The 1,158-nt window shown below is 67.5% G+C and carries 1 protein-coding gene; it reads right to left on the bottom strand.

Annotation, left to right across the window (positions count from 1 at the left end; all coding sequences use genetic code 11):
• Positions 1 to 362: 362 nt before the first annotated feature.
• Complete coding sequence (gene rnt / locus ABGA94_RS00995) at positions 363 to 947, bottom strand: ribonuclease T (RefSeq protein WP_005408782.1); 585 nt, start codon at positions 945 to 947, stop codon at positions 363 to 365.
• Positions 948 to 1,158: the final 211 nt, after the last annotated feature.

The raw sequence follows: 1,158 nt of genomic DNA, 5'->3' as shown, positions 1-1,158 counted from the left end.
GTGCCGACCAACGGTCGGCACCCACCAGAGAAGTGACCCAGTGAGCGGCAGCCCCCAACGAGCGCAGCGACCCGCTGTTGCTCCCGCTTTTTCTGATCTTTCCGTGGTGCTCGCTGGAAACTGTCCGTGGCCGGGCGGGTGGGCTGCGCAGGGGCGTGAGCCGCATGGGCCTGAGGCATGCCTCGGGCGGGTTGGGCCGGATGCCCAACCCCGGTCTTGCCGTGTGCGCAGGACAGCGCACACGAGCAAGCGGCGACCGAGCTTACAGGGACGTACTTGCAGCGTCCCCTGCGCAGTCCACCCGCCCGGCCCTACCAGGAATCGCTGTCAGCCCGCCACGAGGGGCTCCGCCGTTGGCTGCGTTAGCGCGGCCAGGCGTTGGCGATGGTGCAGAACAGCCGCGCGGTCTGCTCGGTGTCATACACCGCGCTGTGTGCCTCGTTGGCATCCCAACCCAGCCCGGCGGCGGTGGCCGCACGCGCCAGCACGGTCTGACCGTACGCGATACCGGCCAGGGTGACCGTGTCGAACACGCTGAACGGGTGGAATGGGTTGCGCTTGTGGCCGGTGCGGGCCACGGCCGCGTTGACGAAGCCGAGGTCGAAATGGGCGTTGTGGCCCACCAGGATCGCGCGCTGGCAGCCGTACTTCTTCATCGCCGCACGCACCGGAGTGAAGATGTGGTCCAACGCCGCTTTTTCTTCCTTGGCCAGCCGGAACGGGTGGTCGAGGATGATGCCGGTCACTTCCAGCGACTTCGGGTCGATCTCCAGGCCCTCGGCCGGGACCACGTGGGCACTGGCGGTCTGGCCGGGGTAGAGCAGGCCGTTCTCGTCCATCTCGATCGGCACCGCAGCGATTTCCAGCAGCGCATTGCGCTGGCTGTCGAAGCCGCCGGTTTCCACATCCACCACCACCGGCAGGAAGCCGCGGAAGCGTTGTGACATCGCGCGCTGCGCCTGGGGTACTGCGGAATCGGGAGCGGCGGCAGGTGCGGAGGGGGAGTCAGTCATGCGTGAATTCTAGCAGAGCGACCCTGAGCGCCCGGCCAGCTTTCTGTGCATGGGCTCCCTGCGTGGGCGTGTGTCGACCAAGGTCGACACCTACCGGGCACCGCACGCTCTGGATTCCGGTAGGTGCCAACCTTGGTTGGCACAC

It is taken from the genome of Stenotrophomonas sp. 3diitr2024 (assembly GCF_042136455.1).
Taxonomy (GTDB): domain Bacteria; phylum Pseudomonadota; class Gammaproteobacteria; order Xanthomonadales; family Xanthomonadaceae; genus Stenotrophomonas; species Stenotrophomonas sepilia.
Note: the sequence above shows the minus strand (reverse complement) of the source record. Positions and strands in the feature narration are given on the sequence as shown.